Genomic DNA, 24936 nt, shown 5'->3' on the forward strand with positions numbered 1-24936 from the left:
TGACATGCAGGCAAGTGAATACTATATAAGCCGGCTATTTCTTACCCGTCAGGCGATTCTGCTTTTGTACTCTTTGGTTTTCGCTTCGTTAGCGATTAAGTAGCGTCTGCGTAGTTTGGCGGCATGAAAAAGATTCTGCTCTTCTCGGCGCTCTTGGCTGCGGCTGGCTGCGGCTCTGCTCCTACCGAAACCGCTGCCACCACCGCCACGAATCCAATTAGCCAAGAGGAAGCCGACCGGGCAGCTATTCAAGCGTACATGAAGCAAACGCTCGATGACCCGGCGAGCTATCAGCCGGTCTCATTGGAAGCAGAAGGCAGCTTCACTCGCGCCGATTCTATTCGGGTGCGCCTGGCTATGGGAGCTGATACTCGCGGAGCTTCAATAGGCTCTGCCGATTCGACTACGACAATAGGCAGGGAATACGAGCATAAGTACCGGGCGAAGAACAAGCTCGGCGGGCTTGTTCTTCAGCGGGAATATGCAGTTGTTTTTGACAACGGAAAGGTTTTGACCTATCGACTTTGATTGAATAGCCACAAAGGGCGCGCGCCTCATTTCTTAGGTATGACTAGCAACAAGCAAGCTGCTAGTCATTTCCTAGACTATGGCAAACACCACGAAGCGGTACATTATCGAAATCGAAATGGGGGCTGCTCAGCAGGCTCTTACCGATACCACAAAGAAGCTACAGGCATTTGACAAAGAGCTTGATGGGCTAGACATAGATAGCGACGCCGCGAAGAAAATCATTGCGGAAATGGGTAAGCTCGCGAAGCAAGTCGAGCAAGCTGAAGGGGAAATTGATAAATTAAGTCGAGGGCTTGATGGGCTGAAGCCGGGCACCCTTCCGGCGCTTGAAGCCGAAATTGAAGAGCTAGAAGAGACTCTTCGCCAAGCGACGCGCGGCACGGCCGAATTTGATGCGGCGCTTCTAAAGCTCGGCGATGCAAAGGGCGAGCTAAAAAAAATAGAAGACCAAATCGACGCAATTGCTGATGTAAAGCAGCATACAGGCGCATTTTTGGACTTTTCTAACGGCGTAGTTGGGGCATTTTCCGTCGCATCAGTCGCCGCTCAGACCTGGGGCCTCTCTTCGCAAACAGTCGAGCAGTATCAAACTAAGCTGCTTTCGTGTATCACAGTGCTCGATTCAGTCGAGCAGGTAAGCAAGGCGCTGAACAGCGAAACGCTCGGTGTAGTGAAGAGCACGCTCGCCGCTGGCAAAGCGTACCTGTTCGGGGCGGAAAGCGCCAGCACGGCAAGTAAAATCACGCGCGCCGCCCTCATTTCAACGGGCATCGGCGCCATTGTCGTTTTGGTGGGCTTGCTGGCTGCCAACTTCGACAAAGTGAAAGAGGCGGGCGCAAGCATCTACGCCAAGTTTAAGCCGCAATTTGAGGCTATCAGTCGGCTAATTGGCAGCATCGTAGATGAGGCCCGAAACCTTGCCAGCGTCGTTACTTTCGGATTGATTGACTCGGCGGCTTCTCACGCAATCAAAGCAGCGCAGGAAACAGCAGATAAGCTGCTAGAAATTCAAACCCAAACACAGGAGCGAGATATTGAGCTTCGTAAAGCGCAGGGCTTACGAACCGAACAGGAGGAGCTAACCCGGCTAGAAAACCTAGTCAAAATAGCTCGCAAAAAAGCCAAAGACGGAAGCGAAGAAAAGCTTCAGGATTTGGTTAAAGCCGAAAATGCTTTAGCAGTCCTGAAGGCTACATTCGCCACCAAAGCATACGAAGCTGAGCAGGCCGCCACCCTTGCCCGCCTAAACGCCCGCGTAGCCACAGAAACCGCCAAAGGCAAAGATTCAATCACCGCCCAACTCGCCGTAAAGCAGGAAGAGCTAATTCAACTATTAGCAGCCGAAAACCGCAATGAGGCCGCAATTATTGCCAAGCGCGCAGAAATTGAATCAATAACCCTCGCCCACCAAAAAGCCGCAGCCGACGCGCGGCTCGCTGCTGAGTTTGAAGCCTTCAAAAAGCGCGTTACTGAGACCGACAAGCTCGAAACGCTGAGCGCGCAGGAGCGCTTGCGGCGCGACATCGCGACCGAAGAAGAGCGTCAGAAGGGCATCGCCGACCGGGGCCAACAGATGAGCACGGCTGCCGGCAAGGTAACTGAGCAGACGGCCGCTGAGATTGCCGAGCGGGTTCGCATCGCCGCGATTCCGAAGCTGAGCTTTACTGATAACGTACTCGTGAGGGTGTTCGGCGTCGCGCCTGAGCAGCTCGAAAAGACGAAGCAGCAAATCGAAGCCGCAGCGCAGGCCGTGAATCAGGCCGTCGGCCAATACTACGCCGGGGCGATGGCTGAAGCTGATGCCCGCGTCGATGAAGCGCAGCAGCGGCTTTCGCTCATCTCGCAGGCGCTCGACCAAAGCCGGCAGAAGCGCGAGGCCGACGAAGCGCAGCTCGCGTCGGCGACCGGCGCCCGGCGCGACTACCTGCTTCAGAAAATCGCGAAGGAGCGGGCCGAAGAAGAGAAGCTCAACAATGCCAAAAACAAAGCGGCCGCTGATGAGAAGAAGCGGCTGAAAGAGCAGCAGCAGCTTCAGAAGGAGTCGCAGCGCGTCTCGCTCGCCCTCACTGCGGCCCTGGCGATTCAGGCTGCCGTCGAAGCCATCGCGCAGGCTGCGGCGATTCCCTTCCCGGCCAACATTCCGGCGATTATCGTTGTCGGCGCGACGGTGGCGAGCGGCGTCTTCGCGGCGAAAGCACTCGGCAACACGTTCGCCGATGGCGGCTTCATTACCGGGCCCGGCGGGCCGCGCTCCGACGAAGTGCCGGCCCTGCTCAGTAACGGCGAGTTTGTAGTCAATGCCGACGCGACGGCCAAAAACCGGGGCTTGCTCGAAATGATGAACGCCAACAATAACCGCGTTTTGCCCCCTGGCACTTTGTCGCTGGCTGCCGGTGGCAGCGGGGGCACGTCGGCCGGCAGCTCATCGGGCGGCGCCGACTTCGGGCAGCTCATCGAGCAGGGCCGCGAGCAGCTCGACTTGATGAAGCAACTCATCGGGCACGCTGCCGAGACGGCCGCGAAGCCGCCCCTGCTCATCGGCCCGGCCGAAGCGATTGCCTTCGAAGAGCAGCGCAAGTCGGTCGAAGCTGCGAAAGCTTCGGCAGCGTGGTAAACGAAAAGCCCCGGCCGGTTGGTCGGGGCTTTTTTGATGGGAGGAAAACAGGTCGGGGTATTATATCTTCGATTGAGGTTCCTGCCTTGCGGCAAACGGCCAATTGTCCTGCATCCGCTTAATCATGCAATACCAAAGGGATTGGGCGGCTTCGAGCGTGGCACGACCTGTTTTCTGATGCTAATATACGAAAAGCCCTGCTTAGTTGGCCGAACTACTGTCTCATTATTTTCATAGCGAGTAGGGCTTCACGGCGCCGGCCTGGCTGACGAAGAAAGCGGCCGTATCTAATTCGAGCCCGCCCGTTTTATTCTTCGCCCGGTAAACGTGGTGCAACAGCGTGCCGAGTCGCGTCGAGTCGGTCGAATCGCGCAGCTTCGTCGCGATAGTCCTGAGCGAGTCGCTGCGGCGCGTGCAATCCTGATAATACTTTTTGAAGTGAGCCACGTCGGCCGGGGCGAAATTCTGCTCTAAGGCCGTTTTATACTTCTCGTAAGCACTGACCTGAAACTTCCGGTCGGATTCGTAGGCGCGCAGGGCGGCGACGGCTTGCTCAGCGTCGGCGTGCCGCTGCCGGAAGGGCTCGGCTTGCCAGCTCACCGGCTCGTAGCTCTTCGGGTCGCCGAGGTGCTGCTTCAGGTAGTCGGCCGCAGCCGCGCGGTCGGGCGACTGCTCAGCCGCCGTCGAGCAGCTCGCGAGGGCAGCGGCGAGCACCAGGGGGAAAAGGGCTTTCATGGGTTGAAATGCAGAAAGTGGGGAAGTGAGGCGGCGAAAATAGCCACAAAACGGGGGCGCCTCATTTCTTAGTCATGCCCTCGCAGAAAACACCGAAGCGCTTCGCCGTCACTTTAGACCCTACCGACACCGGCAAGGGCATGAAGTTGGTCTCGTTAGTGAAGACGCCCGCCATCGGGCAAGGTTGGGTAGCACTCGCTTCAGATGAGCATCAGCCAGTGAAGCGAGTGCACCTGAGCGCGGCTGCGACCGGCGAAGCGAAGCAGGTGCTTACGGGCCCGCTGCTCATTCCCGACCTGCCGATTCTGCGAATCGACGAAAACGGCGAAGAGTTTTACATCAGCTTCAGCGCCGAGCAGATTGAAATAATCGCTCATCAATTCATGGCCGAAGCGAAGGGGCTCGCCCTGAGCAATCAGAATCACGCCGACGCCCTCGAAGGCAATCAGATTCGCGAGCTGTGGCTCATGCTCGACGGCAAGCTCGACAAAGCAGCTGCGCTCGGCTTCGACCTGCCGGCCGGCACGCTGATGGCGTCGATGAAGGTCGCCGACTCCGATTTCTGGAAAAATGAGGTCGAAACGGGCAATGTGACGGGCTTTTCAATCGAAGGATTATTCGATTTCAGTGAGCTAAAACTTCAGGCGGCGAGTGCCGCCCCTAAAAAACGTATGAGTTTCAAATCTGTAGTTCTGAGCGCCATCGCGCGCCTTTCCGCTGCCCTTTCCCTCGCTTCCGTCGAGCTTGATGACAGCACTGAGCTCGAAGTCGATGACGCGACCGGCGCCGTTTACGCGCTGAAAGAAGACGGCACGCGCGGCGAAGCCTATCCTGATGGCACCTATAAGCTGAAAGACGGCACCGCCTTCGAAGTGAAGGACGGCAAGCACGTCGGGCACAAAGCCCCCGAAGCCGAGAAACCGGCTGAAGAGAAGCTCGCCGAAGAGAAGCCAGTCGATAACAAATCAGCCGTAGCTCCCGAAGCAGCCGCTGAAGTCGAGAAACTGCTCGGCAGCATCGAGACCGAAATCGCCGACGTGCGCAAGCTGCTCAAAGGTGAGAAGCCGGCCGAAGAGAAGCCTAAAACCGATGACAAAGCCGGCGACACGAAGCTCAGCGCTGCCGTGCGGGCTCGCGCCGAAAAAGACCCGGTGAAGCTGGCTGCTATCGAGTTGGCGCTTCAGACGGTCGAAATGGCTGACGGCTCATCGGTGAACTACAACCCGATTACGCGCTCGCTCACCGACTCGACCGGCGCCCTACTCAAAACGGGCTACTACGCCTGCGCTGATGGCAATTATTTCAAGGTTTCGACCGACCAGTACACTTACGAAATCGACGCCGAGACCTACGCGAAGGCTACGACGCAGCTCAGCGCCGTCGAGTTGGAATTGAGCGAACTGAAGAGGACGAAGCCGGCCGGCTCGCGCATCAAGCTCGGCGAACAGACTACCGAAAATCAGGCTGATTTGCCAGCGTGGAAAGTGCAGCTCAACGCTGCTCGCGCCAAGCAAAAAGCCCAAATCGGCCAATAATTCACCCGTTTACTCACTCCAAAGCCGCCCGGTGAACGGGCACAAAAAACCCAATTATGGTTTACTCTCCTATTTTTTATCAGGGCGACGTCGCGCAGGAAATTCATTCCGCAGTCATCGCTTCGAATCGCACCTCGACGCGCAAACTGCTGCGCCTCGAAGATGACATCAAATATCAGCGCGTGCTGACAAGCATTTCGGGCGAACTGGCTTGGCAGGAGTACAAAGAGCAGATTCGCGAGGCTGATATTCCCGGCCTGGCTGCTGTCAATAACTGGAAAATGGGCGACCGCCTGCTCACGCCGGCCCGCCTGATGGCTTTCGACAATATCACGCTGTCGCAGCTGCTCAAAACCCGCTACGCTGCCGACATGGCGGCCGGCGCCGTGAATATCGGCTCGACGCCCTTCGAAAACCAGGCGACCGGCCACCTTGTACCGCGCCTGGGCAAGAGCTACGAGAAGCTGCTTTACACCAGCATCACGGCAGCCACGAAAGCCAGCATCGCCGCGAGCAACGTGCCGACCGCTTCGCAAAAAGCGTGGGCCGCTGCTCAGACGCCTTTCCTGTTCGATGGCATCGTTGCGAACCTCATCAAAGCCGGCATCGAAAATCCTGACGACACAGTGAAGGCCGTGACTTCGACTACCGTGACCGGCTCGAATGTTGGCGCCGAGTACGCCAAGATTTACGCCCAAATCGATGAAGAAGAGCTCGAAGACGGCAGCGTAGTTATCTACTCGCCTTTGGCCGACATGAAGACTATCACGGCTGCGAACCAGCTGAAAGAATTCAAGGACACGTTCCAAGTCATCGGCACCGGCAAGGACATGACCGTGACTTATAATAACGTGCCGGTTGAATTCGTGCCGACCCCGGCCCGCTTCGCTGGCTACGGCGGCGAGACCGGCGACTTCGTGCACGGCACCGACCTCACCTCTGACCTGACTTCTTTCAAGTTGGACAAAGTGAACGCGATGAGCGAAGACCTCTTTTTCAAGTTGGTCGCCACGGCTTGCACCACGACGCTCGACACCTACAAAAAGGTGCTCTACCTGTAATCAACCCGCTGAAAGGGGGCCGCGCGTTGCGGCCCCCTCGAAGCATTTCACTCGATTAAGAGCGTGAATAAAAAACAAAGAGAAGCCGCAGCCGCCCTCGCCGCTGCTGGCACCCCTGGCACTCCCGAAGCCCCGGCTGCTGACTCGACGCCCGGCGCTGAGCAGGGCAGTTCGACCGACGCTGCCGACGATGACGCTGCCGACGATGCCGCCGACGATGCCGAAGCGGAAGCGGAAGCCATCGGCGCCGAAGCAATCGAGCTGATGACTCGCTTCGGGCTGAAGCGCTGCGCCATCGACCGCGAGCGCTCGATTCACTTCGACACGAAGCACATCGAGTCCCTTCAGGCATCGGGCGTCGAGCTTCTCATCATCGAGCGCTAAGCTGAAGCGTCGCCGCTCAGTCAGCTCAATACTTCACTTATAAGTTAAGCCCGCCTTATGGCCTCCAAACTCAATAAAAGCATCAGAAAAACGCAGCAGTACGCCATTGGCGGTATTGCTGTCGTGCTGGGCTTCGACACTCACTTGCCGAACGGCCTCAACACCCTCGAAATCGTTCGCACTTCTATCGATGCGCCGATTACGGGCCTGACGCTCGACCCCGATACCGAAGTCATTCGCCTCGAATTCGAAGAGAATGAGGCGCTCTTTTCGGATAACACGGTTATCGGCGCCAACCGCTTCCCGAAGCATCAGCTCGGCATGAAGTTCAGCGGCCGCGATGACGAAAAGAATGCCATCATCAAGGCGATGGACTTGAACCGGGGCACCTACATCGCCAAGCTTACGACCGGCCAAATCGTGCTGCTCGGCGGCGTGAACGGCCTCACCAGCGAAAAGAGCGATTCGGGTGCCGGCGCCAAAAATGAGGACTTCAACGGTTACGACGTGCTGCTCGGCGGCGCTGAGCTCGAAAAAGCTCCCATCGTGCCGGCTGCCGTCTTCGCGACCCTGGCTGCCCGCGTCGCCGCTTAATTCCTTTCCTGCCTCTATTCGATTCCTGTGCTCTATCCTGTGCCCTCGCCTGCTAACGGCGTCACGCTTGCCGGACTTCGCGCCCTGCTGCTGGCTCCCTGGCAGGCGGGGGCTACTTATTCGTATCTGTCGGCCGCAAAATCGACTGTGACGGGCTTCGCCGGTCTTACCGGCTGGCAGCGCATCGAAGCCCCGCTCGACGGCTCGCAGTTCGGCGAAGCCATCAGCAAGGGCAAAAACGGGCGCGTTTCGGCGCAGTCGATTTCGATTGTGCTCGCCGGCCTGGCTGCGCCGCAGCGCACGGCCGTCGAGTCGCTCATCGAAGCCGGGCCGATTGTGGCCCTGTGCCAAGACTTCCGGCTTCAATGGTGGCTTTACGGGCAGGATTTCGGCTTAGTGGTGCCGACCGTCGCCAACACTTCCGGCCCGTTTCGCGGCGACTCGACGCAGAGCATCGCCATCAGCGGCACGCAGCGCAGCGCAGCTCGGCTCATCGCGCAGTCGCGCATTAATCTTCTCTACAACCGCGCGACCGTGTTCGCGCAAGCACCGGCTTAATAATGGAAGTTCAGAGCATCGCGCTACAACTCGCGGCCGTCGAAGTGCCCAAACCTGCGAAGGGCACTTCGACCGTCGGCATGCCCATTTTTTGGGGCGCGCGTCACTCGTTTATGAGCAAGCTGAAGCAGCTCATTCGCAACAGCCCGACCGCTTCGGCGATGTTGGGCCGTAAGGCGTCGCTAGTGGCCGGGCAGGGCTTCCGCGTCGATGAAAAAGCGCTGCCGACGCTGGCGAAGTTCCTGAAAAAAGTCGCGAGCGAGGGCCAGTATAAAACCGCGAAGAAGCTGCTGAAGCGCATCGGAAAGGATTACGCCGAATTTGAGGGCGTCGCGCTTCAGGTTGTTTGGGCCGAAGACCGCAAGCACATCGCCGAGCTTTATTTTCAGCGATTCGACACCGTTGCGCCTGGCGCAATGGATGAAGACGAAGTAATAAACGAGTATTATCTCTGTCGTGATTGGAGCAACACGCAGCGATACAAGGTGAAGCGGCTGCCGGCCTTCAACCCCGAAAAAGCAGCCAGCGCCGACGCAAAAGAGCGCGAGGAAAACGCAGTTCAGCTCGCCGTTTTCTTCGACGGCGACGAATACTTTCCCGACCTGAGCATTCAGGCCGGGCTTAACTACATGGAAGCCGAAGGGCTGCTCGGCCGATTCCACCCGAACAACATTTCGAATAAGTTTTCGCTCGGCAGCATCTTCACCGTGCTAAATGGCCCGGTCGATAAGCAGAGCGAAGACGGCAAAACCATCATCACAGCCGCCGAGCAGCAGCGCGCTTTCGTGAAAAAGCTGAAGGACACCTTCACCGGGCCCGAAGCCGAGCAGCTGCTCGTTTTGTTCGGCGAAGGCGGGCCCGGCAAGGCTGAAGACCTCGCACAGTTGCAGAGCTACACGCCCGGCACGAATGAAACGCTTTATGAGTCGCTGAGCAAGATGTTTCAGCAAGCCATTCTGAGCGCCGGGGGCGTGACCTCGCCCGAAGTGGTGGGCTTGCCGTCGGTCGGTGGCCTGGGTGGCGACGGTGGCAAATTGGTCGAAGCGTATCAGCTCTATTATAATACGGTATGCCGGCCGGCGCAGCTCAGCTTGCTCGAATTCTTCAAAGAGCTGTTTGCCTTCGTTCCCGATACCAGCTTCGAAGATGAGCCCGACGGCGAGCCTTGGCTCGACATCACGACGACACTGCCGGCGCGCGTGACCTTCACCGAAGACGGGCTCTTTCAGATTTGCTCAGATGCCGAGCTGCGCGAAATGATTGATTTGCCGGCGACGCCTGCCGAGCCCGAAGCGAAGCCCGGCGCCGCTGAAGTGAAGCAGCTCACGCCTGAGCAGAAGGCCTTAACCAGTTCGCCGGCCGGTCAGTCGAGCATCGACGCGATGCTCGCGGCCCTGACGCGCGGCGAGGCGACGCCCGAAAGCTGCCGGGCCCGTTTGGTGCTCTTTTACGGCCTGAGCGAAGCCGATGCCCTGCTCATCGTGCCAGCGCAAGCCCTCGCCGCTTAATCGACCGGGCCAATGCTGACACTCGAAAGGATTGCTGAAGCCTATGAGCGCGGCGACTCGAAAGAGTTGCTGCGCCTGGCTGCTTACTCTGAAAGCCAGTTTCTGTTTTACACGAATCAGGTGCCCGTCATCTTCGCTTTTGTCTATGCCGACAATGCGAAGAATAAGGAGCTGAAGCGCGTCGGCCGCAGTTCGGGCTTCCGGCAGGGCGTTCGAAATCTGAATTTCGTACCGGCCGCGCAGCACCCGACTACCCCCGGCAGCCGTGACGCCCGCCCGGCCCGCGTGTATTACGACCTGGGCCGGCAGCAGTGGCGCTCATTCAGAAAAGGCAACCTGCGCAGCATTACAGCTTTTTGGTCGGTTGAGCTGGGCCGCTTTGTCGATACGCCCGAAGAAGCCGGCATCGAGCGCGGAAAGGAATTCGACGCCGCGCCCGACCGGCCGGCCGAAATCAACGAAGCCCGCGCCGCGCGCAACGCCCGGCGCGCAGCCACCAAAAAGACCCGGCTCAGCGCTGCTCGCGCCGGGCGCCTTTCCCTCACTGCCGGCCGCACGCAGCGCGTCGCCGCTCGCCAATTACGCAGAATATGAAGCACCTCATCACGCCGGCCGACATCACGGCTCAGACCGTCATCAGCATCACGGCCGAAGCCCATAAACTCGCCCTTGCGATTCCGATTGCGCAGGGCCGGCACCTGCGCCCGCTACTGGGCTTGCAGCTTTTCGATGAGCTGCTCAGCTTCGCCGAGTCGGCGCCGGAACTACCGGCCGCGCGCGACGCCGCGAGCATGACGGCCTACGAAGCCGCCCGGCAGGCTTGGCGCTCAGCGGCCGCGACCGACCCGCTGCTCACGCTTCTCGATGAGGTAACGCCGATGCTCTGCGCCTGGGCACTCATCGAAGCATGGCCGTCGCTCATCGGGCACATCACGCCGGCCGGCATTGTGCTCAAAACCGGCAAAAGCGAGGGCACCACGTCGGCCGACGCCGGCTTGATGCGCGAAATGTTTGCCGGCCTGCGCGAGCTCGCGGTTTTTCGCGGCGAAGAGCTCGACGCCTGGCTTCGCCGGAATCGGCAGCTCTATTCTCGCTTTCTCCCCTCCACTCCGGCCGCGACCGGCGCCGGGCTCATCGGCGGCTGCTTCTTCGGTTAATCGACTTTATGACTACTGCTCAATACCTGGGACTCGCCGTCTCCTTTCTGCTTTTGCTGCTCGGTATCATTGGCTACTTCGCGAAGTCGATGGTCGAAGAATTCAAAGCTTCGCTTAAAGCCCGCGCCGCTGCCGAGCAGCTGCAAGCCGGGCAGATTGTCGAGCTCACGACCGCCCTGAAGCTGCAAACGACCGAAAGCAGCCGGCTTCGCTCTGAAATGAAGAGCCTACTGAAAGCCTTCACGGCCTTCGACCGCTGGATTTACGGCGAGCTCCAGCACGGCACTTTCAAGACGAAGCCGCCCACCTTCAACCACGTCGGCGACGTGCCAACGCCCGACGCTGAAGCCGCTTAATACTCACTTTCATTTTTTTTCATTTTATACCACAATGCCCAATTTTTCCCCGTTTTCCCGTTTTCTCTGCGCGCTGCTCAGCACGGCGCGCAAGCTCACGCCCTGGCTGCTCTTCTTCGCGGCCGGCGCCGGCATGCTCTACGGCCCGGCCGTCATTCGCGAGGCGCTCGCGCGCTTCTACCATTCGACCGCAGCGGCCGGCGTGAACATGAGCGGCGCTGAAGTCACCACCGAAACGCAGGCGGCCGGCTGGCTGCCGTTCGGCGTCGTGACGTCGAAGATGCTCGCGACGGTCGGCATGTTCGTCGTGCTGTGCCTCATCGTTTGGCGCATGCAGCGGCTTGTACTGCCGGGCCCGGCGAAGTGGGCAAAGAACGATTACCCGAAAGCCTTCGAGCAGCTGCCGACGCTCGAAAAGTTTCGCGTTTACCAGGTGGGCCGTTGGCAGCTCATCGCCCTTGTCGGCATCGCGGCCGTCTTCGCGGCCCTAGCTCAGTAATGCGCCGGCTGCTCTTACTGCTCGCCCTGCTCGGCACCTTCGCTGCGCAGGCGCAGCGCACGCCGCGCGCCGCCGAGATGAGCCGGGCTGCGGCCGCTACCGATTGGCTCACTGCTCATCTGTGGGTGCGTGAGGCGACCGGCAACAATGACGGGCCGTTTATCGACGCGCTATGCGCCGAGGGGCACGTCGCGAAGCGCTCGGCGTGGTGCGGCCTGACGCAGCGCAAAGTACAAGTCACGCTGAAGCTGCCGATTCCCAACGGCGCAGCGAAGGCGGCGAATTGGTTTCTCGACCGGGGCCGGGCCGTGCCGCGCGACTCGATTCGCAAGGGGCTCTGCGCCGGCATCTTCAGCCCGGCGCGCGGCGAAATCGGGCACATTACGCGCGTGGCTGAAGTTGTGCCGCCCCTGCGCAAAGGGCGCCCACCTCGCGGCGCCTACTGCATCGGCGGCAACGAAGGCACCGGCCGAAACGCCGGCATTCATCGCAACCTCTATCCTCTCAGCTCTATTTATGCGCTTTCAAATTGGCTTCATTAAGCTGCTGCTCGCCCTGCTCTGTCTGAGCAGTTGCGCCGGCTACCGCAGCACCCGCCCCCCGAAGACGCTCAGCGAGGCGCAACACCGGGCCGCGCAGCGTGCCGCCCGTCGATACTACAACCCAATGCGCTGCGCGCGGATTCTCGGCTATGACCAACTTCCCCGCTAAGCTCGCCCTGCTGCTGGCCTGCGCGCTGAGCAGCTGCGCCGCCGAGCGCACGCTCTTCGGTGGCCCGGCCGGCTACGAAGTGCGACCGGCCGATGAGCCGGGCCCGGCCGGGGCCGTCGCCATCGCCAAAATCAAGGCGAAGACGGTGACGCTGCAAATCGGCACCGGCAACACAGCCAGCAGCACCGACAACACGAAGGCCGGGCAGAAGCAGGGCTCGGCAGCGACGGCCCCGCGCGCGGCGAGCAGCAATGCCAGCGAGAAGAGCAGCGGCTCGCCCTGGCTGCTGAATCTGATGCTAGTGCTCGGCGGCGCCCTGCTCGGCGATTGGCTCGCGAGCAAGCTGCCGGCAAGCTGGCTGCGGTGGCTGCCCTGGCGAGCGGCGCCGCCCTAGTTTCGGGCGTTTCATGCGGGCCCGCATGAAAGTCGATGCGCCCCCGCATGAAAGCAAAAACACCCCCGCATGAAAAGAGCCCCGACCTTAACCGGCCGGGGCTCTTTTTTCGCCCTTTCGGGGGCGTGTTGTACTGATGTTGTACTGAAAAAGAAAAAAGGCCGTTTCCTGATTGGAAACGGCCTTTTAGGTAGCGGGGACTGGACTCGAACCAGTGACCTTTGGGTTATGAGCCCAACGAGCTACCAACTGCTCCACCCCGCACTGTTTGGTTCTGCAAAAGTACGGCGATTTTCTGAAAAGGCAATATTTGGAGTAAAAATTCTTGCCTGCTGCTGGTAAGCGGTTAGCCCACAGGTAATAATTTTTTTTCGACTATGAGGCGCTAGGCCCGGTCGCCGGTGGTTTTTACCAGGTTGATGCCGGCGGCGAAGAAGATGAGGCCCACCACAAAGGGGACGATGGAGTTCATTTTGCTGAGGCCGATGCCGCCCACGCCCAGGAAAGCCAGGGCGCCAATGATGATGCCGACGATGCCCAAAACGGTGAGAATGGTGCCAAACGTGCGTTTCTGATTCATGGCAATAAAGTCAAAAGGGAAATATTCAAATAAAAACCGGCCGGGCCGGACTAGCGCCTCATACGCCAACAACCGGCAAATGGATAGCTGCCCGCTGAAATGCCATCTGGCGCGGCACGACCGAGGGGTTCGGAAAAGGCTGGTGCAGCCGGCGGGCATCGGCTTAATCTGCCATCTTTGCTATCTAATTTAGTTTTTCCGCCATGGCATCTCAGCGCTCCCCGGCCCTTGGGTTTATTTTCATCACGCTGCTCATCGACGTCAGCGGGCTCGGCATCATCATCCCGGTGATGCCCACGCTCATTAGGCAGCTCACGGGCGAGGGACTGAGCCAGGCCGCCGTGTATTCGGGCTGGCTCACGTTTGCTTACGCGGGGGCGCAGTTCTGCTTTGCGCCCATCATGGGCGGGCTCAGCGACAAGCTGGGCCGGCGGCCGGTGCTGCTGGCGGCGCTGCTGGGGCTGGGGCTCGACTACGTGTTTCTGAGCTTTGCGCCCACGCTGGGCTGGCTGTTTGTGGGGCGCGTGCTGGCGGGCATCACGGGGGCCAGCTTCACCACGGCCACGGCCTATATTGCCGACATCAGCACGCCCGAGAACCGGGCCCAGAACTTCGGCATGGTGGGTTTGGCGTTTGGGGTGGGCTTCATCATTGGGCCGGCGGTGGGCGGTCTGCTGGCTGGTTTTGGTCCGCGGATGCCGTTTATGGTGGCGGCGGGGCTGAGTTTGTGCAACTTCCTGTACGGACTGCTGGTGCTGCCCGAGTCGCTGCCCGCCGCCAGGCGCCGGGCCTTTGAGTGGACGCGGGCCAACCCGGTGGCCTCGCTGCTGCGCCTGCGGCAGTACCCGGCGGTGCTGGGTTTGGTGGCCTCGCTGGTGCTGATTTATTTGGCGGGCTCGTCGGTGCAGTCGGTCTGGACGTTTTATACCGAGCTCAAGTTTGGCTGGGGCGAGAAGATGGTGGGCATTTCGCTGACCGTTATCGGCCTGTTTTCGGCGCTGGTTCAGGGCGGGCTGGTGCGCGTGGCCATTCCGAAGCTGGGCGCGGCGCGGGCCATTGTGGTAGGGCTGCTGTGCTACACGGTGGGTTTTGTGCTGTTTGCCCTTGCCTGGCAGGGCTGGCTGATGCTGGCGTTTCTGGCGCCTTACTGCCTGGGCGGCATCGCGGGGCCGGCGCTGCAAAGCACCATTTCGGGCCAGGTGTCGGCTTCTGAGCAAGGCGAGTTGCAGGGCACCCTCACCAGCCTGATGAGCCTGATGGGCGGCATAGTGGGGCCACCACTCATGACCGGCCTGTTCCGGTTTTTCACCCGCGAAGACGCGCCCGTGCATTTCCCGGGCGCGCCGTTTTTGCTGGGGGCGGTGCTGGCTCTGGCCAGCGCGGGGCTGGCGCTGCGCTCGTTTCGGCAGAACCCGCCGGTGGAAAGCAGCACCGTAGCTGATGCGATGCCGGCACATTGAGGCCCACAGCGGGCGGCGGGCAACCAGATGATGCCGCTAACGCGTAATTTGCCACTTCCCGCCTCCTGCCTTTGCCTATGAATTCCGACCTGCCCGCGCCGCTCATCGATTTTGCTTACCGCGCCGACCTCGATATCTTGGTGAGCCGCTGGGGCCACCAGCCCGACCCGCACGAGCTGCCCGCCGTGTACCAGCAGATGTGCGAAGCGGCCGTGGACCAGCAGGCGCGCTTCTGGCTGCAGGACATCCGCCGCCGCACCCTCAACGACCCGGGCACCACCGAGTGGCTGCTCAACAAGTTCTTTCCGGAAATGGCGCGCCGGCTGAACGGCCGCCTCTACGTCGCCTACCTCGTGGGCCCGGCTCTGCACGAATCCATCATCAACCGGCCCGGTTACGTTTCGGCGGAGGCCTACGACGACAAGCCGTTTGCCATTTCTTTTTTTGGCGATGAGGGCGCGGCCATTCGCTGGCTCCAGATTCAGCAGACGGACAAGGTGGGGTCGTAATCGGATGCTTTTTAGTTGGCCAGAAGACTTGAACGTCATGTTGAGCGCCGCCGAGACATCTCGCGTGCCGAAGTAATGCGGACGATTGAGTTACTACCACACGCGAGATGTTTCGGTGGTACTCGACATGACGTTCTGAGAACTTCTCAGATTAGATTCAATAAAATCTTCCTTTCAAAAAAAGCCTTTCCAGTTGCTGGAGAGGCTTTTCCATTTCCGGCACAACTTATTTGCAAGCAACCCGTTTTACAATTACGAAATCTTCGTATATTTACGACACCATCGTAACAAGACCAATCAAGCCGCTCATGGAACGCCTCACCCAACCCGAAGAAGACGCCCTGCGCGTGCTGTGGCCGCTGCCCGCCGGCGGCTTCGTGAAAGACGTGCTCGACCAGCTACCCGCCCCGCGGCCGCCCTACACCACGCTAGCCAGCACCCTGCGCAACCTGGAGCGCAAGGGCTACGTGCGCGCCGAAAAACTGGGCAATTCCTACCGCTTCGTGCCCATGATTTCGGCCGACGACTACCAGCGCCGCTCCCTGGGCACGCTGGTGAAGCAGCATTTCCAGAACTCCTACAAAGAGCTGGTGTCGTTTTTCGCGCAGGACAACAAGGTGAGCGCGGCGGACTTGCAGGAGATTATCAAGCTCATTGAAAGCAAGAAGGAGGACTAGCCATGCTCTCGCCCACTTTGCTGTATTTGCTGAAGGCCAACGGGGCGCTGCTGCTCTTTGCGGTGGCGTATTTCGGGCTGTTGCGCCGGCTCACGTTCTTCACGCTGAACCGAGTGTACCTCGTGTTTGTGCTGCTGTTTTCGGCGGTGTACCCGGCCCTGCCGGTGCCGGCGATGCTGCCGCCCGTGGCCGCCCAGCCGGTGGCCGTGGTGCTGATGGATGTTGCCACCACGGCGACGGCCGGGCCGGCGGCTGACGCGCCGGCGCCCATCGACTGGAACGCGGTCGCGCTGGCCGTATATGGCGCGGGCGTGGCCCTGGGGCTGGGGCGGCTACTGATGCAGCTGCTGTCGCTGGCACGGCTGCGGCGCCGCTCGCGCCCGGCCGTGGTGCAGGGCGTGGCCGTACGGGCGCTGCCGGGCGACGTCAGCCCGTTCTCGTTCGGGCCTTCTATTTACCTAAACCCGGCGCGGCACCCGGCGCCGGAGCTGGCCGCCGTGCTGCGCCACGAGCAGGTGCATGTGCGGCAGGGCCATACCCTGGATGTGCTGCTGGCCCACGTGGCGCAGGCCGCCGCCTGGTGCAACCCAGCCGCCTGGCTGCTGCGCCGAGCTCTGCTCGATAACCTCGAATTTCTGGCCGACCACGCCGCCCTGCAAACCGGCCTTGACCGGCGCGCCTACCAATACAGCCTGTTGCGCCTGAGCCAGGCGCTGCCGGGCCCTGCTCTTGTTTCCCATTTCACCTTTCCAACCCTCAAAAACCGCGTTGTCATGATGAACAAACCGCTTTCTTCGACCGGGCAGCTGGCCCGTTATTTCGTGGCCGGGCCGCTGGTGCTGGCTGCTACGCTGGGCTTTTCGGGTGCGCGGGCGCAGGGCGGCGGGCCGGCGGGGCCAATGGCAGCCCAAGCAGCGTCGGCTCAACAAGACCGTGAGCACGCCACTCACTACCTCGACGGCAAGGTGAGCTCCATCGCAGAAGAACTCAAGCTTGGCGCGGCCAATGTGGCGTCTATGGAGGCGCTGAAGGGCGACGAAGCCCGCAAAATCTCCGGCAATCCGCAGGACGAATACGTGATGGTCATTACCTCAAAGCAGAACCAGAACCGCGCCGACGTGCGTGCTTTCAACGCGAAGGTGGCTGCGGCAAAGGCGCGGGAAAGAGGCAGCGAGATGCCTCCTTCGACTGTGCCGGCCGTGGACCCGGCCGACCACCAGCTGCCCGACGGTATCAAGGCCTACATTGCCAAAACCTACCCGGGCAGCACCATCGGCGGCTATTTTATCAGCGACAAGGCGTCGGAAAAGGTGCCGCATGTGAAGTACTACGCCAGCATCACGGCCAGCAACGGCGAGAAGCACAAGCTGTATTTCAACGCCGACGAGCAACTGGTGGCAGCTCCAGCCCCGGCTGCGACGACAGCAACTTCCGCGGGCGCGATACCCCTTCCGGGCATGAAGACGCCGCCCATTGTGTACGTGGACGGCCAGCCCTACGCGGGCGACATGAAGGACATCGGCCCCAGCAACATTGCTAATATCAGCGTATTCAAAGGCGACAAAGCCCGCCAGCTCTTCGGGGCCGATGCCGGCAACGGCGTGCTGGTGGTGACCACCAAAGCGAATGAGAACAGCACCGAGGTGCGTGCCTTCAACGACAAGCTGGGCAGTTCGACGTATGTCATGACGCCGGTGCCCGATGCCGCCCCGGCCCAGGCAGCCACCAGCGTGCCCTACCTGGCCGCGCCGGCCCTAGCCTACCTCACCCAGCACTACCCCGCCGCCCGCCTGCTGGGCGTGACGGAGCTGAAAGACGCCAACGGTGGCCCCTCGCGCTACCAGGCCGAGATTGTGCTGGGCCGCCGGCCGGGCTACGTCACGTTCGATGGCGCGGGCAATTTCCTCTCGGAGTCTTATACCCACCCGCCAAAGCTTAAGCAAATAGAGAAGTAATATTTCGCCGCGGGAGGAAGCGGAGGATTGACTTCAGTCTGTCTAATCCAACTTCCTCCCGCGGCGAAATGAACCGTCTTCGCTTAGCTAGATATTCTTCCTTTTTTCTGCAATGAAGTACTGGATTTCCCTGCTGGGGGCGGCGCTGGCCGTCGCCCCCAGCTTGGTGTGTGCCCAAAAAAACGCACTTAAGGCCGTGCCGGCCGTTATTTCGGGTGAGTTCACCGGCGTGCCGGACTCGACCACTGTGGCCATTTTCGAGCCGCTGCCGGGGGTGCCGCTGAGCTACTTTTTCGCCGATGGCCCGAATGAAGCCGCGGTGCGCGGCGGGCGCTTCAGCTACCGGCTGCGGCACGCCGAAACGGGCTTTGTGCGCTACAGTGGCAAATATGTACCGCGCAACCTGTCGTTTGTGGAGCCGGGCGCGCGCATCACCTTCGCCCTGAAGCCCGGCGCTGGCAACGCGCCGCCCACGGTGGTTTTCGGGGGCGCCAATGCGGCGGGCAATAACCTGCTGGAGCAGGGCAAGCTCCTAAATGGCGGCCCGCCCGATGGCAGCCGCATCCGAGCAGCCCTGGCCGGTGCCCCCACGGCCACCGCCGGCCTGGCCGCCTTGGAAGCCGAAGCCGCCACGCCCAAAGCCCTGCTGATGGCGGCCCTGCGCGAGCACCAAATCAGCCAGCGCTGCTACGACGTGCTCACGGCCGAGGTGGAGCAGCGCGTGCTGTTCTGGGCGGGCCAGGCGCTGGAGTTTCATTTCCAGAACCCCGCCAAGGCCAACCTGCACCTGCAAATGCCCGACGCCGAAGCCCGCCAGCTAATCCAGGCCCTGTGCGCCCGCTATGCCCCCACCCTGCCCCGCTACCGTTACTCCGCCCTGGGCAACCTGGGCATTGTGGCGGGGCTGCGCGCGCAGGGTGTGCTGCCCGGCCCCGCGCCCACGGCCCGCACCTGGGCGGGCCACGCCCCGAAGTTTGAGCAGGTATTCGGCGACTTTGGCCGCTTCGACTACCTGCCGGCCCCCGCACAGGCCAAAGCCGTGGGCGACCTGATGCTCACGGCCCTGGCCTTCAGGACCATGAGCCCCGTCGATTTTGCCAAGGTAGCGGCCGACTACCAGCAGCTGTTTCCGGCGAGCCCGTACGCGCCCCTCATGGCCAAGGCCCTGCCCAAGGAGCCCACAGCGTTGACCAAAGCGGGCCAGAACCAGACCTTTGGCACCCTGGCGGTGGGCGCCCACGCGTTGGCCTTCGCCCCGGGCCTCGACACGGTGCGGACGCTGGCCGGGCTGGTGCGGCAGCAGTTTGCCGGTCGGCCGGTGTTTGTCGATTTCTGGGCGTCGTGGTGCGGGCCGTGCATCGCGGAGTTTCGCTACGAGCCAGGCCTGCACGAGTTTGCCAGCAAAAACGGCATTGAAGTGCTGTATATCTCCGTCGACAAAGCCGGCTTCCGGGAAAAGTGGGCGGCCCTGGCGGCCAAAAACACCCTGCGCGGCGCCCACTACCTGGCCTCGGAGGCCGTGCAGGAATCCCTTAAGTCGGCGGTTCCTTACCTGCCCACTTACATGATTTTCGACAAGAACGGCCAACTGGTGGAGGCCAGTGCTTACCATCCCAGCGACGGCGAAAAGCTGTATCAGCAGCTGCGCGAGCGGCTGGGGCTGCGGTAGGGAAAGCGGGCACTGCGGAATAAAAACCGCCTGTCATCCTGAGCGTAGCGAAGGACCTTATCAAGCCTGGGCTGAAAGAATTATTGCAAAATGTTCAAACGTGAGAAGGTCCTTCGCTATGCTCAGGATGACAGGCGGTTTTACAATTTTCTATGCAATCCTGCGGGCCCGGCCGGGGTCTTTGCCGCTACTTTGCGTTTGCAAACCCCGCCCGCCCACTCATGAAAAACCTTGCCTCCTTCAGCCTGGCCACGGCGCTGGCGCTGGCCGGCTGCACCAGCACCAAACCGACCACGGTAGCTACTACCGCCGCGCCCGCCGCTCCCACCGAAACCTACCCCAAAGGCGTGGGCCTCGATATGACCGACCTCGACCGCACGGTGAACCCCTGCGACGACTTCTACCAGTTTTCGGGCGGCAACTGGCTGCGCAACAACCCCGTGCCGAGCTACGCCAGCAGCTGGGGGCCGCGCAACCTGCTCGGCAACCGCACCCAGGATTTGCTGCGCAAAATTCTGGAAGATGCGGCGGCCAACCGCGCCGCCACGCCCGGCTCGAACCTGCAGAAAGTGGGCGACTTCTACGCGGCGGCCATGGACACGGCGGCCATCGACCGGGCCGGGCTGGCGCCCTTGCAGCCGGAGCTGGACCGCGTGGCCAACATCCGCAGCCTGGCCAACCTGCGCACCGAGCTGGTGCATTTGCAGGAAATTGGGGCTAGTCCGTTTTTCCGGGTGGGGGTGGATGTGGACGAGAAAATTAGCTCCCAGTACGCCGTGCAGCTGGGCCAGGGCGGCCTCACGCTGCCCAACCGCGAGTTCTACTTCAAAACCGATGCCCGCACCGAGAAGGTGAAGGCCGCCTACCGCGCCTACCTGACGCAGATGTTCGGCCTGCTGGGCGCGCCGCCCGTGGTAGCCCAACTCGACGCGGCCACCGTGGAGCGCATCGAAACGCGCCTGGCCAAGGCCTCGCGCACGCCCGTGGAGCTGCGCGACCCGCAGGCCAACTACAACAAGCTGACCGTGGCCGCTGCCCAGCAGCGCTACCCCGCCCTCGACCTTAAAGGCCTGTTGGCGGATATGCGCCTGGGCCAGGCCCGGGAGGTCATTATCGGCCAGCCAGCCTTTTTTGACGAGGTGAATGCCGTGCTGAAAACGGAAAGCCTGCCCGACCTGAAGGTGTACCTGCGCTGGCACCTGCTGCGCTCGGTGGCCGGCGCCCTGCCCACGTCCTACGCCGACGCGGCCTTCCGCTACGCCCAGGCCCAGAGCGGCGCCAAGCAGCAGGCGCCCCGCTGGAAGCGCATGCAGGCCGCCACCGACAACTACCTCGGCGAGGCGTTTGGGCAGCTCTACGTGGACCAGGCCTTCCCGCCCGCCGCCAAGGCCAAGGCCTTGGAAATGGTGACCAACATCAAGGCCAGCATGGCCGAGCACATCCAGACCAACACCTGGATGAGCGCACCCACCAAGGCCGAAGCCCTGAAAAAGCTGAATGCCCTGCGCGTGAAAATCGGCTACCCCGACGTGTGGAGGGACTATTCGGCCCTACCCATCTCCCGCGATTCGTACCTGAAAAACCTGCTGGCCGCCCGCCTCTGGGAAAGCCGGCGCGAGGCCGCCCACCTGGGCCAGCCCATCGACCGCAACGAGTGGACCATGACGCCGCCCACCATTAACGCCTACTACAACCCGGCGCTGAACGAAATCGTGTTTCCGGCGGGCTACCTGCAGCCGCCCTTCTTCGACCCCCAGGCCGACGATGCCATCAACTACGGGGCCATTGGCGGGGTGATGGGCCACGAAATGACCCACGGCTTCGACGACCAGGGCCGGCAGTACGACTCGCAGGGCAACCTGCGCGACTGGTGGAACCCGGCCGACGCGGCCGAGTTCACGAAGCGCGCCGCCGTGGTGGGCCGCCAGTACGACGCCTTCTCGCCCCTCGACTCGGTGCACGTGAACGGGCAGCTGACGATGGGCGAAAACCTGGCCGATTTTGCCGGCCTCACGGTGGTGTACGGCGCGCTTGAGAAGCAGCTCCGGCAGCGCTACGGCACCGGCCCGCGCCCGAAGTACGACGGCTTCACGCCCGAGCAGCGCTACTTCCTGAGCTGGGCCCAGCTGCGCCGCACCAACATCCGCCCGGAGGCTCTGCGCCAGCAAATTGCCACCGACCCGCACTCGCCCGGCCAGTACCGCACCATTGGCCCGCTGATGAACATGCCGCAGTTTCAGGCGGCGTTTGGGTGCCAGGAGGGGAACAAGATGGTGCGGAAGCCGGCCGACAGGGCAGTGATTTGGTAGTAGGGCGGCCGTAGCGCGGACTTTGTAGTCCGCGCCTCCTATGGGTCGGCAAGAAACCCCGGGACTCAGGCGTCGGGGTTTCTTTATGCGGCTATATTTAAACCAGCATTCTACCGATGGCGTGCCGTTACTCACAGCATAATGAAGCACTTCTTCTTTTTGATGCAGTGCGGCCCCGTGGCTGGGCTGTTGTTGATTCTGCTGTGGCTGGCGGGGCCGGCGGCGCGGGCCCAGGCGCCGGCCTGGCAGACGGCGATGGCCGCAGGCCAGAGCAGCGGCCAATACTCCCGAACGCCAAAAACAGCCACTGATGCCAATGGCAATATTTATGTGGCGGGCGATTTTGTGGGCACGGTCACTTTTGGAGCAATCAGCCTAACAAGTGCCGGAAGCAACGATGTTTTTGTAGCCAAGTGGGACCCTCTTGCGGCTCGCTTTCTCTGGGCGCAACGGGCGGGTGGCGCTGGCTATGACCATTGCAACGGACTAGCAACGACCGGCACAAGCGTGTACCTGACCGGTTACTTCATGAGTACTACCTGTAATTTCGGCAGCACGGCCTTGCTGAACGCCGGAGATAGGGACGGTTTTTTGACAAAACTCACCGATATGGGTACCTCTGGCACCATTTCCTGGGCCAAGCAGCTAGGAGGGGCCGGCTTCGACGAAGCCTTTAACGTGGTAGCCAGCGGAGCCAACGTTTATGTGACGGGCGAGTTTGCAGGCCAGGTAGCGTTTGGCAGCTTTTCCCTGGCCAGCTACGGCTTGGACGATGGGTATGTGGCTAAACTCACCGACGCGGGCACCACCGCATCGTTTGTGTGGGTGCAGGCTATTCAGGGGGGTGGCTCCGACGGCGGCACCGCGTTGGCACTCAACGGAACCAGCTTGTACGTGGCCGGGTATTTTTCCGGTTCGGCCCAATGCGGCGGTTACGGTGGCCTGGGCCTGAACAGCAGCGGCAACGCCGACGTGTTCGTGGCCAAACTGGTTGATGCGGGTAGTACCGGTGGCTTTGAGTGGGCCAGGTCCGGCGGAGGCCCTTCCGACGACAAGCCACACGATATCGCCGTTGAGGGCACCAACGTCTACGTGGCTGGTCAATACGAAGGAGGCCCGCCGCGCTTCGGTTTAACCACGCTGCCCGTTGGCACTTGGAACAGCATTTTTGTTGCCAAGCTGACCGACAACGGCGCCCGCACCGGCTTTACGTGGGCCTGGGGAGCGGGGGGCAGTAACGGCCAAAGCGACGCCCTGGCCCTGGTCGCGAGGGGACCATATGTGTATGCAGCGGGATACTTTAGCGGTACCATTACCCTGGGCACCACCACCCTGACGGGTGGCATGTTCTTATGCAAGCTCGTGGACGCGGGCAGTAGCTACAGCTTTGCCTGGGCCCAATCAACCGATGCAGCGGGAGCAACGGCGCTGGCCTTATTCGGCAATCGGCTGTACGTAGCCGGTGCTCTTCCCACTACTACGGCCTTCGGGTCGTTGATTGTGCCAAACACAGGAACCACACCGTTGGGTTTCCTGGCCTCCCTCACCGACCCCGCCCTCACGGCCACCACAGCGGCCTGGGGCACCTTGAGCTTCTCGCTGGCGCCCAACCCGGCCCACACTGCCACCACCGTGCAGCTGCCCGCCGTGCCTGCCGCCCCCGCCGCCATCCTCACCCTGACCGATGCGCTGGGCCGTCTCGTGCACACCGAAACCCTGCCCCTGCCCGCCACCGGCCTGCGCCATGCGCTCGACCTGAAGGGCTTGGCGCCGGGCGTGTATGCCGTGCAAGTGCGGGCCGGCGCGGTAACGGCCACCCAGCGCTTGGTGGTAGAGTAGCCGGCGCCACGAATTCCGTCGACATCAATTCTTAAAAATCAAAAAGCCGCTTCATTGGCGATGAAGCGACTTTTCTATTGAAGCAAAGTTTAATGTTGGTACAACAGCCCGGCCCAAAGTTCTAGATTGGCACAAAACTACCCTTCCATCACTTTATTCTGGCGGTTGATGGATTCCAAATGTACCGCCGCCAGGTATTGCTCCACAAATTCCCGGGTGAGGCCGACGGACGAGCCTTGGCGCTGGGCGCGTTCCAGCACCTCGTTCCAGCGGTTGGTTTGGAGGATGGTGATGTCGTTTTCCTTCTTGTAAAGGCCGATTTTCTCGGCCACGGCCATGCGGCGACCCAGCAGCTGCATCATCTCGGCGTCGAGCTGGTTGATTTGCTCGCGCAGGCCGCTCAGGGCCGAGAGGAACTCCTGTTCGTTGGTGGTTTCGTGGCGCCACACCAAGCCTTCGATGAGGTCGCGCAGCACCTCGGGCGTGATTTGCTGCCTGGCGTCGCTCCAGGCATTATCCGGGTCAATGTGGCTTTCCATCATGTTGCCGTCGAAGCCCAGGTTCAGGGCCTGCTGGGCCACGGCGGCCAGCGTGTCGCGCCGGCCGCAAATGTGGCTGGGGTCGCAGAGCAGCGGCATTTCGGGCAGCCGGCGCTTCATCTCGATGGGCAGGTGCCACATCGGGGCGTTGCGGAAATCGGTGTTGCCGTAGCTCGAAAAGCCCCGGTGGATGAGGCCGATTTGCTTCAGGCCGGCTTTCTGCAGGCGCTCCACGGCGCCCACCCACAGCTCCAGTTCGGGGTGAATGGGGTTTTTCACCAGCACCGGCACGTCGACGCCGCGCAGCACGTTGGCAATTTCCTGCACCGAAAACGGGTTGCCGGTGGTGCGCGCACCCACCCACAGAATGTCGATGCCGAAGGCCAGGCAGTCTTCCACGTGCTTGGCGGTGGCTACTTCCACGGCCGTGGGCAGGCCGGTCAGCTCACTGGCGCGCTTCAGCCAGGGCAGGCCCTTGGTGCCCACGCCCTCGAAGCCGCCGGGCTTGGTGCGGGGCTTCCAGATGCCGGCGCGCAGGGCCTGCACCTTACCGGTGGCTGCCAGGCGCTGGCAGGTTTCGAGCACCTGCTCCTCGGTTTCGGCCGAGCACGGCCCGGCGATGAGAAAGGGCTTGTCGTCGGGCTGACGGTTGAATAAGGCGGATTTCATGGCGGGGATGGCGGATGGATTCATGGGAATTAGTGGTAAGGTCATGTCGAGCGCAGCCGAGACATCTCGCATACCGAAGTAATTATTTTGATT

The 24936-nt window shown here is 61.6% G+C and carries 25 protein-coding genes and 1 tRNA gene; 22 read left to right on the forward strand and 4 right to left on the reverse strand.

What is annotated here, in order from left to right; translation table 11 throughout:
• Positions 1–123: 123 nt before the first annotated feature.
• Positions 124–528: a hypothetical protein gene (locus tag Q5H92_RS21850; protein WP_305013693.1), complete on the forward strand. Its 405-nt coding sequence runs from the start codon at positions 124–126 to the stop codon at positions 526–528.
• A 79-nt stretch (positions 529–607) separates the two neighbouring features.
• Positions 608–3145, forward strand: coding sequence for a coiled-coil domain-containing protein (locus tag Q5H92_RS21855; RefSeq protein WP_305013694.1), 2538 nt, complete (start codon positions 608–610; stop codon positions 3143–3145).
• A gap of 231 nt (positions 3146–3376) precedes the next feature.
• Here the strand turns inward: Q5H92_RS21855 and Q5H92_RS21860 are convergent, their stop codons facing one another.
• Positions 3377–3880: a hypothetical protein gene (locus tag Q5H92_RS21860; protein ID WP_305013695.1), complete on the reverse strand. Its 504-nt coding sequence runs from the start codon at positions 3878–3880 to the stop codon at positions 3377–3379.
• 74 nt (positions 3881–3954) lie between these two features.
• On the opposite strand from Q5H92_RS21860, the gene Q5H92_RS21865 reads away from it, so the two are divergent.
• The 13 genes from Q5H92_RS21865 (at position 3955) to Q5H92_RS21925 (ending at position 12637) form a co-directional block, all read left to right on the forward strand.
• On the forward strand, positions 3955–5415 hold the full coding sequence (locus Q5H92_RS21865; RefSeq protein ID WP_305013696.1) for an XkdF-like putative serine protease domain-containing protein: 1461 nt from the start codon (positions 3955–3957) through the stop codon (positions 5413–5415).
• Between the two features lie 56 nt (positions 5416–5471).
• Positions 5472–6476 carry a hypothetical protein gene (locus Q5H92_RS21870; protein WP_305013697.1) on the forward strand — a complete coding sequence of 335 codons (1005 nt, stop codon included), beginning with the start codon at positions 5472–5474 and terminating at the stop codon, positions 6474–6476.
• 63 nt (positions 6477–6539) lie between these two features.
• Entirely contained in the window at positions 6540–6860 is a 321-nt protein-coding gene (locus Q5H92_RS21875) for a hypothetical protein (RefSeq protein ID WP_305013698.1), read from the forward strand.
• 57 nt (positions 6861–6917) lie between these two features.
• The gene (locus Q5H92_RS21880) at positions 6918–7454 is read left to right on the forward strand and encodes a hypothetical protein (RefSeq protein WP_305013699.1); all 537 of its coding nucleotides are present in this window, start codon (positions 6918–6920) and stop codon (positions 7452–7454) included.
• Positions 7455–7481: 27 nt separating this feature from the next.
• On the forward strand, positions 7482–8012 hold the full coding sequence (locus tag Q5H92_RS21885) for a hypothetical protein (protein WP_305013700.1): 531 nt from the start codon (positions 7482–7484) through the stop codon (positions 8010–8012).
• A 2-nt stretch (positions 8013–8014) separates the two neighbouring features.
• The gene (locus tag Q5H92_RS21890; RefSeq protein ID WP_305013701.1) at positions 8015–9520 is read left to right on the forward strand and encodes a hypothetical protein; all 1506 of its coding nucleotides are present in this window, start codon (positions 8015–8017) and stop codon (positions 9518–9520) included.
• Positions 9521–9532: 12 nt separating this feature from the next.
• Complete coding sequence (locus tag Q5H92_RS21895; RefSeq protein WP_305013702.1) at positions 9533–10114, forward strand: hypothetical protein; 582 nt, start codon at positions 9533–9535, stop codon at positions 10112–10114.
• A complete protein-coding gene (locus Q5H92_RS21900) occupies positions 10111–10677 on the forward strand; it encodes a DUF6712 family protein (protein WP_305013703.1) in 567 nt (188 codons plus the stop codon). Before Q5H92_RS21895 ends, Q5H92_RS21900 begins: the two co-directional genes overlap by 4 nt.
• An 8-nt stretch (positions 10678–10685) precedes the next feature.
• A complete protein-coding gene (locus tag Q5H92_RS21905) occupies positions 10686–11033 on the forward strand; it encodes a hypothetical protein (RefSeq protein ID WP_305013704.1) in 348 nt (115 codons plus the stop codon).
• A gap of 34 nt (positions 11034–11067) precedes the next feature.
• Complete coding sequence (locus Q5H92_RS21910) at positions 11068–11532, forward strand: hypothetical protein (protein WP_305013705.1); 465 nt, start codon at positions 11068–11070, stop codon at positions 11530–11532.
• Positions 11532–12074 carry a hypothetical protein gene (locus tag Q5H92_RS21915; protein WP_305013706.1) on the forward strand — a complete coding sequence of 181 codons (543 nt, stop codon included), beginning with the start codon at positions 11532–11534 and terminating at the stop codon, positions 12072–12074. The genes Q5H92_RS21910 and Q5H92_RS21915 overlap by 1 nt, the downstream gene beginning before the upstream one ends.
• Complete coding sequence (locus Q5H92_RS21920) at positions 12049–12243, forward strand: hypothetical protein (RefSeq protein ID WP_305013707.1); 195 nt, start codon at positions 12049–12051, stop codon at positions 12241–12243. The genes Q5H92_RS21915 and Q5H92_RS21920 overlap by 26 nt, the downstream gene beginning before the upstream one ends.
• Entirely contained in the window at positions 12224–12637 is a 414-nt protein-coding gene (locus Q5H92_RS21925; RefSeq protein WP_305013708.1) for a hypothetical protein, read from the forward strand. The genes Q5H92_RS21920 and Q5H92_RS21925 overlap by 20 nt, the downstream gene beginning before the upstream one ends.
• A 191-nt stretch (positions 12638–12828) precedes the next feature.
• On the opposite strand, the gene Q5H92_RS21930 is transcribed toward Q5H92_RS21925, so the two are convergent.
• Together Q5H92_RS21930 and Q5H92_RS21935 are read right to left on the reverse strand one after the other, a co-directional pair.
• A tRNA-Met gene (locus Q5H92_RS21930) sits at positions 12829–12901 on the reverse strand.
• Positions 12902–13022: 121 nt separating this feature from the next.
• Complete coding sequence (locus Q5H92_RS21935) at positions 13023–13217, reverse strand: hypothetical protein (protein WP_201979990.1); 195 nt, start codon at positions 13215–13217, stop codon at positions 13023–13025.
• 203 nt (positions 13218–13420) lie between these two features.
• On the opposite strand from Q5H92_RS21935, the gene Q5H92_RS21940 reads away from it, so the two are divergent.
• From Q5H92_RS21940 to Q5H92_RS21970, 7 genes are all read left to right on the forward strand, one after another.
• Positions 13421–14677, forward strand: a complete 1257-nt coding sequence (locus tag Q5H92_RS21940) for a TCR/Tet family MFS transporter (protein WP_305013709.1) — start codon at positions 13421–13423, stop codon at positions 14675–14677.
• Positions 14678–14754: 77 nt separating this feature from the next.
• Positions 14755–15186: a hypothetical protein gene (locus Q5H92_RS21945; protein ID WP_305013710.1), complete on the forward strand. Its 432-nt coding sequence runs from the start codon at positions 14755–14757 to the stop codon at positions 15184–15186.
• A 308-nt stretch (positions 15187–15494) separates the two neighbouring features.
• Positions 15495–15863 (forward strand): BlaI/MecI/CopY family transcriptional regulator, encoded by a 369-nt coding sequence (locus tag Q5H92_RS21950; protein ID WP_305013711.1) that lies wholly within the window; start codon positions 15495–15497, stop codon positions 15861–15863.
• Positions 15864–15865: 2 nt separating this feature from the next.
• Entirely contained in the window at positions 15866–17818 is a 1953-nt protein-coding gene (locus Q5H92_RS21955; RefSeq protein WP_305013712.1) for a M56 family metallopeptidase, read from the forward strand.
• 112 nt (positions 17819–17930) lie between these two features.
• A complete protein-coding gene (locus tag Q5H92_RS21960) occupies positions 17931–19487 on the forward strand; it encodes a TlpA family protein disulfide reductase (RefSeq protein WP_305013713.1) in 1557 nt (518 codons plus the stop codon).
• A 221-nt stretch (positions 19488–19708) separates the two neighbouring features.
• Positions 19709–21796: a M13 family metallopeptidase gene (locus Q5H92_RS21965; protein WP_305013714.1), complete on the forward strand. Its 2088-nt coding sequence runs from the start codon at positions 19709–19711 to the stop codon at positions 21794–21796.
• A 141-nt stretch (positions 21797–21937) separates the two neighbouring features.
• Positions 21938–23635: a T9SS type A sorting domain-containing protein gene (locus Q5H92_RS21970; protein ID WP_305013715.1), complete on the forward strand. Its 1698-nt coding sequence runs from the start codon at positions 21938–21940 to the stop codon at positions 23633–23635.
• Between the two features lie 137 nt (positions 23636–23772).
• On the opposite strand, the gene Q5H92_RS21975 is transcribed toward Q5H92_RS21970, so the two are convergent.
• Positions 23773–24843, reverse strand: coding sequence for a chorismate mutase (locus tag Q5H92_RS21975; protein ID WP_305013716.1), 1071 nt, complete (start codon positions 24841–24843; stop codon positions 23773–23775).
• Positions 24844–24936: the final 93 nt, after the last annotated feature.

Source organism: Hymenobacter mellowenesis (genome assembly GCF_030581005.1).
GTDB lineage: Bacteria > Bacteroidota > Bacteroidia > Cytophagales > Hymenobacteraceae > Hymenobacter > Hymenobacter mellowenesis.

Coding starts and splice junctions, on each gene's coding strand:
- Q5H92_RS21850 (WP_305013693.1), top strand. CDS start 124: ATGAAAAAGATTCTGCTCTTCTCGGCGCTCTTGGCTGCGGCTGGCTGC.
- Q5H92_RS21855 (WP_305013694.1), top strand. CDS start 608: ATGGCAAACACCACGAAGCGGTACATTATCGAAATCGAAATGGGGGCT.
- Q5H92_RS21860 (WP_305013695.1), bottom strand. CDS start 3,880: ATGAAAGCCCTTTTCCCCCTGGTGCTCGCCGCTGCCCTCGCGAGCTGC.
- Q5H92_RS21865 (WP_305013696.1), top strand. CDS start 3,955: ATGCCCTCGCAGAAAACACCGAAGCGCTTCGCCGTCACTTTAGACCCT.
- Q5H92_RS21870 (WP_305013697.1), top strand. CDS start 5,472: ATGGTTTACTCTCCTATTTTTTATCAGGGCGACGTCGCGCAGGAAATT.
- Q5H92_RS21880 (WP_305013699.1), top strand. CDS start 6,918: ATGGCCTCCAAACTCAATAAAAGCATCAGAAAAACGCAGCAGTACGCC.
- Q5H92_RS21890 (WP_305013701.1), top strand. CDS start 8,015: ATGGAAGTTCAGAGCATCGCGCTACAACTCGCGGCCGTCGAAGTGCCC.
- Q5H92_RS21895 (WP_305013702.1), top strand. CDS start 9,533: ATGCTGACACTCGAAAGGATTGCTGAAGCCTATGAGCGCGGCGACTCG.
- Q5H92_RS21900 (WP_305013703.1), top strand. CDS start 10,111: ATGAAGCACCTCATCACGCCGGCCGACATCACGGCTCAGACCGTCATC.
- Q5H92_RS21905 (WP_305013704.1), top strand. CDS start 10,686: ATGACTACTGCTCAATACCTGGGACTCGCCGTCTCCTTTCTGCTTTTG.
- Q5H92_RS21910 (WP_305013705.1), top strand. CDS start 11,068: ATGCCCAATTTTTCCCCGTTTTCCCGTTTTCTCTGCGCGCTGCTCAGC.
- Q5H92_RS21915 (WP_305013706.1), top strand. CDS start 11,532: ATGCGCCGGCTGCTCTTACTGCTCGCCCTGCTCGGCACCTTCGCTGCG.
- Q5H92_RS21920 (WP_305013707.1), top strand. CDS start 12,049: ATGCGCTTTCAAATTGGCTTCATTAAGCTGCTGCTCGCCCTGCTCTGT.
- Q5H92_RS21925 (WP_305013708.1), top strand. CDS start 12,224: ATGACCAACTTCCCCGCTAAGCTCGCCCTGCTGCTGGCCTGCGCGCTG.
- Q5H92_RS21935 (WP_201979990.1), bottom strand. CDS start 13,217: ATGAATCAGAAACGCACGTTTGGCACCATTCTCACCGTTTTGGGCATC.
- Q5H92_RS21940 (WP_305013709.1), top strand. CDS start 13,421: ATGGCATCTCAGCGCTCCCCGGCCCTTGGGTTTATTTTCATCACGCTG.
- Q5H92_RS21945 (WP_305013710.1), top strand. CDS start 14,755: ATGAATTCCGACCTGCCCGCGCCGCTCATCGATTTTGCTTACCGCGCC.
- Q5H92_RS21950 (WP_305013711.1), top strand. CDS start 15,495: ATGGAACGCCTCACCCAACCCGAAGAAGACGCCCTGCGCGTGCTGTGG.
- Q5H92_RS21955 (WP_305013712.1), top strand. CDS start 15,866: ATGCTCTCGCCCACTTTGCTGTATTTGCTGAAGGCCAACGGGGCGCTG.
- Q5H92_RS21960 (WP_305013713.1), top strand. CDS start 17,931: ATGAAGTACTGGATTTCCCTGCTGGGGGCGGCGCTGGCCGTCGCCCCC.
- Q5H92_RS21965 (WP_305013714.1), top strand. CDS start 19,709: ATGAAAAACCTTGCCTCCTTCAGCCTGGCCACGGCGCTGGCGCTGGCC.
- Q5H92_RS21970 (WP_305013715.1), top strand. CDS start 21,938: ATGAAGCACTTCTTCTTTTTGATGCAGTGCGGCCCCGTGGCTGGGCTG.
- Q5H92_RS21975 (WP_305013716.1), bottom strand. CDS start 24,843: ATGAAATCCGCCTTATTCAACCGTCAGCCCGACGACAAGCCCTTTCTC.